This window comes from Pseudoalteromonas sp. 5Ae-yellow, from assembly GCF_014077565.1.
In the GTDB taxonomy this organism is placed as follows: Bacteria; Pseudomonadota; Gammaproteobacteria; order Enterobacterales; family Alteromonadaceae; genus Pseudoalteromonas.
In genome coordinates this window covers 1-4750 of the sequence record NZ_JACGWD010000124.1, presented here as the reverse complement: position 1 = coordinate 4750, position 4750 = coordinate 1, and the positions used below count along the sequence as shown (strand labels likewise).

Genomic DNA, 4750 nt, shown 5'->3' with positions numbered 1-4750 from the left:
CTGCCGAACCATTTATGAGTTTTCGACTCAGCTTTATACTATTCAATTTGTAAAAAAGAGTTCGCTGCCGAACCATTTATGAGTTTTCGACTCAGCTTTATACTATTCAATTTGTAAAAAAGAGTTCAGCGCCGAACGGTTTATGGGTTTTCGGCTTGGTTTTATACTATTCAATTTGGAAAAAGAGTTCGACGCCGAACTGTTTATGGTTTTTTGGCCCAGCTTCATACTATTTAATTTGTAGAAAAGAGTTCTAACGTGAACCAAAGCTCGCAAAAAATAAGAGCTTTACTCATGCTGTCTCCCGCTGGAACTTTGATATAGCTTAATAAGTATTAATAGAGCTTCTTTGATATATACTTAAAGAGTGATTCATAGGTATTTAATCGATGGCTTCGCATTCTAGCTGATAAGTAGAGTGGATCAGACCATATCGCTATAAAAAATGGATTAAATCCATGAATGCATACGACGTTAGGAATGTGGATTAAATGTAGCTTAAAATAAATCTATGAATTTTTAACTTCTTTTGGAACTGCGAAAAAATTACCCTGCTTGAATAACGTATATCATCAAAATAAGCATTAATATGCTCAACCATGTTATCACCTCAGAGTTTGGGTGGATCTCACGGCACAATCCGAATTGCCTTCTCTTATAAGTGAAGCATGATAGTTATAAACATTTCTATTTAGTGCTGTAAGTTAGGGGACTTTGCATTTACTCCGTGTTTAACGTAATAGGTCATAAGCTCAGCTTTGTGTTAAGTTAGGTGTCAACGAGCTTATTTTGGTAAGGGCCAGCAGGGTTAATTAGTTATTTTTTCTAGCAAGCTTCAAGTACCGAATTTTACCAGTATCACTATAAGTTGTTTTATTTATAGCCCATACTTTGGCTAGTGGTCTTTGTTAAGTGGTTAAGCTAAGATTAAATTAATATTAATCAGCTTAAGTAAGGTTTTTTATATGCATACTGCTTTTAGGCCTCATTATAATCCCGACCTTTTAGATGTGCTGAGCAATAGACGAATTAATCTTAATTCAAATCCTTTAGACGAAATCGATTTTTTAAGCCAGCGTTTGGATATCAGTAGCATTGAAAGATTGCGATGTGAATTAAACTGGGATAGAGAAACATTCCTTAAAGTGATCGGTATAAATACGCGGGACATTGGCAATTATAAAAAAGGTGGTCAACTTTTAAATATTACAGTCGTTGAAAATATTGTTGAGCTGGCCAAAGTAGCCACTGTGTGTCTTCATTACTTTGGAAGTGTTGAACGTTGGAATAGATGGTTAAATCAAGAGAGCATACAATTTAATAACGCACCGCCGCTTGCTGTTATTCATACAATCCGTGGTCGTGAATTAATAAAAAAAATGATTGTTAGTCTGCAAAATGGCTACGCAGCTTAAATGAAATACGGCCCAATTGATTGTACTCGCCAAACATAAGTGTTGTTAGTTTAAGCCCGATGTCCATATCGAAAACCTGCAAGTATTTTTAATTGATTAAATTAAATCGGCTAGGGGTGCTGCTAGGATGCTTACACTTTATCCTTCCGAACGGCGCGTTAAAAAATGCAACAAGGCTATTTTAAACTTTTTTATAAGAGGAGAGAGAGTTTGTCACTGCTTGAGTAGTTTCAGAAATACTAAAGAGGGTCACATTTAATGTAGACCCTCTTCTTACATCTAAAATTATTTTAATAAACATATCATTGATATATAACTCTTCTAATCAAATAGCCTCGTATTGTTTTATATTGTACAAGAGATCAGCTAAACGTGAGTTAAGCAGTGAACTTCTGTAACCTGCTTTTTGCAGAGTCTTTAATTTTTCCAAATATAATTTAATTTCAGCTAAGTTATCTGAAAGTCCCTTATATACCAGTATTTCAGGAAGGCTTAATAAAAGCATGTCGTATGGAAAATCTTTCTTTATTATCTGAAGGAATTTAGCTTCTTTTTTATTACACTGAATGGGGAACTCTATGCCGTCTCCTCTACAAAGGTCATTTGTCAGCATACCTCCCCAATTGTTAGCATCAGGGTTTTCCTGAACATATTTAATGTGTGCATCAATGAACTGAACATATAATTTACCTACATCATTGGTTATTTGTATTTGTTCAAGCTGCTCTTTTTCGATTCGGTACACGTCTGGAATATAAGGATATTTGATTTCTTTTACAAATGAGTCTTTATCAATAAGCTTTAAATTAAGTGATAATTTCATAGCTAAAGCGATAGGATCTTTCTCTGAAAATAGGTACTCATCGAATTGAACCAATTTTCCAGCTAATTGATTGCTTTGCGAATATCTAAGAGAGCAAAACCCGGCAGCAAGAGAGTACAATCTATCTTTTAATACTTTGCGAGATTCATAACCCACTGAAAAATTATATTGTGTAGCTGGATATATATAATTTCTACACCCCCAATCATTTTGATCATCATGGCTATAATATGCATAAAAATAATAAGTAGCGTGTGGATAACCTTCATCTCTTAATTTACGTGCTATTTTATCGGCTTCTTCACTGGCCCCAGCTAAATTTCCCAATTTATGCGCCCTGATTAGTTGGGCTTGCTCTGGGCTTTTCATTATTTCAGGAGAATAAGGTTTACCGTATTTATTAATATTTGGTGGAGGGGTAGATTTACATCCAGTAAATAATAATACTAACAAATAAGTTATTACTATCTTTTTCAATTGTTTATTCCTTAACGTTAAGATATTCATCAAATCTAATGATACCTAAATTTTATTTTTTGTATTACTTTTTCTGCATTTAATAGGAGTATAGTGCTACCTTTATTGTCCGCTAGTTAGGGTGAAGTAGGGAGCTCGATTTGTAATGAGTTCACCTAAACTTAGCTTAGGCGCCCGTAAAAAGCCTCAGTGTTAATCCTAGAGTCGAGTAACATAATTAGTAGCGTAACCGTGCACGCTTATTTGCTTTTGCTTTAGATATCAGTTGCCTTTACTTACTTAATAGCTACATTTTACTATAAAAAGCGTTGAGGTCTTTCAGGCCTTTTAAAAGTGATTTTTCCTAAAATTCTAGATGTTATGCGCCCCTTTTCATTCACCTGTTTTATTTGGTTATCTGCGTTTATTCACAGGTTTTAGCTGGTCAATACTGTCTCAAATGCTTAAGTCGGCGCGTATTTGCGTCTCATGGGTAAAATGGGGCGGGTGCAAAGCTAAGCGGTAAAAGGGCTGTCGGGGAGGGGCGTGTTTTCTTCTAATAGCGGGAACTCTTGGTTAAAAGTGCAAGCTTGCTTATATAGTGACCTTAGAAATCACTTTTTCTCAGTATTCTTGTTATCAAGTCTAAAGTAGCAAAACATATAATACTCTACGGTGTGGACATAAATGACGGGCTCTAAATACTCCATGGCATGTAGTTTTCACCCTGAGTCAAGGTATCTGGCAGTGATTAAACTTTAGGCGGGGCTTTATACCCCGCTTTTTATAAAGTTAAATTACATTAGCGCGAAGTAAATTCGCACCTACAGGGTGAATATACCGTAAGTGGTGTTTTATACCTCGCACCCTGCGCTTTATAGGCGGTTAAAAATTAGCAAATACACCTAACCTAGCAAACGTTTCCCCGTACACATCCTTACCTTGGTACAACTCAGCTCCCCAACTTTTTGCGCCCATTATTGGGTTACTCAACTTACGTGTGTATGCCGTTTGCAGTTCGTAACTTGTTTTATAGCCACTGCGTTTATTTTCAAGCATACGGATAGTTGTATTTAAGCTTTCTATTTTACTTAATTGCCAATGCCAGTTTACGCTCATCGATTTAGCCGGAGTGTAGTCTGTGTAGTCGTGTTCATCACCCGCCCAGTGGCCAATTACGTTGCCTGAGTTACGGTTGCCATCTTGATATATACTATTTGCATACCAGCTCTTTTGTAAGTTACTGTGCTCGAAGCGTAAACTGTGGTTGTTGGCAATAAAAGGTAAATAAATACCAAAGCTATATGCATTATTGCGAGAACCACCCAATGTATCTTCAAGTGCTATTTCACCGTATAACTCGTAAGGAAGTGCATAAATACTATTGTTATACGCAAAAGTAATTGAGCCTAACTGATCTCCAAGCTCAAAATCTGCATCAACTTCCTCGGCATCTGAGCGAGTTATATTATCTTTAGTGCCAGGGGTAAAAAAACCTTCCGCAAAGTCTTTTAACGTAACGCTTCGCGGCCCACCACCAAATTGCATTAAGCGACTCAAGCCTATTGTTAGATTATCGGTTGCAGCAAAACTGGTATGCAAGCCAAATAAATAAGGCTTACCGGGTGTAAATTCATTACCGTTTACAGGATCGTAGTTACCTTTACGGATCCCGCGTTGCTCGGTCATTTTACTAATAAACATATCATAGCGAATATTAAAGCTGGTTATTGGCTTTACATTACTCAGTGTTATAGAAGGCATTGTTTTAGCGTGTGTGCTTAATAGCATGGCACTGTCGTTAAATGGTGAGTACCAATGTTCTCGATAACCTACATCTAATTGCGCGTACTTATTACCAAGGTAAAAAAAGCTTTGTGTAGGTAATATTTCATCTTCGTTGGCTATGCCAGCAACACTTACACCAAAGTCATAGGTAAGATCTTAAGAAATTGAGTTGAAGCTCAATTCATGATCAAATGGTTATTACCACACAAACCACAGAATCAAGAAAAGAGCTTCAAATGAATGCTAACATTTTTATTAATAAGTTAAA

Annotated in this window: 3 protein-coding genes; 1 reads left to right on the top strand and 2 read right to left on the bottom strand. The window is 36.3% G+C overall.

Annotation, left to right across the window (positions count from 1 at the left end; genetic code table 11):
* Window positions 1-965 precede the first annotated feature (965 nt).
* Window positions 966-1415: an antitoxin Xre/MbcA/ParS toxin-binding domain-containing protein gene (locus H4J63_RS19425; RefSeq protein ID WP_182198064.1), complete on the top strand. Its 450-nt coding sequence runs from the start codon at window positions 966-968 to the stop codon at window positions 1413-1415.
* Between the two features lie 325 nt (window positions 1416-1740).
* Here the strand turns inward: H4J63_RS19425 and H4J63_RS19420 are convergent, their stop codons facing one another.
* Both H4J63_RS19420 and H4J63_RS19415 read right to left on the bottom strand, forming a co-directional pair.
* Complete coding sequence (locus H4J63_RS19420; protein WP_182198062.1) at window positions 1741-2715, bottom strand: hypothetical protein; 975 nt, start codon at window positions 2713-2715, stop codon at window positions 1741-1743.
* Window positions 2716-3579: 864 nt separating this feature from the next.
* The gene (locus H4J63_RS19415; protein WP_290191946.1) at window positions 3580-4584 is read right to left on the bottom strand and encodes a capsule assembly Wzi family protein; all 1005 of its coding nucleotides are present in this window, start codon (window positions 4582-4584) and stop codon (window positions 3580-3582) included.
* Window positions 4585-4750 lie beyond the last annotated feature (166 nt).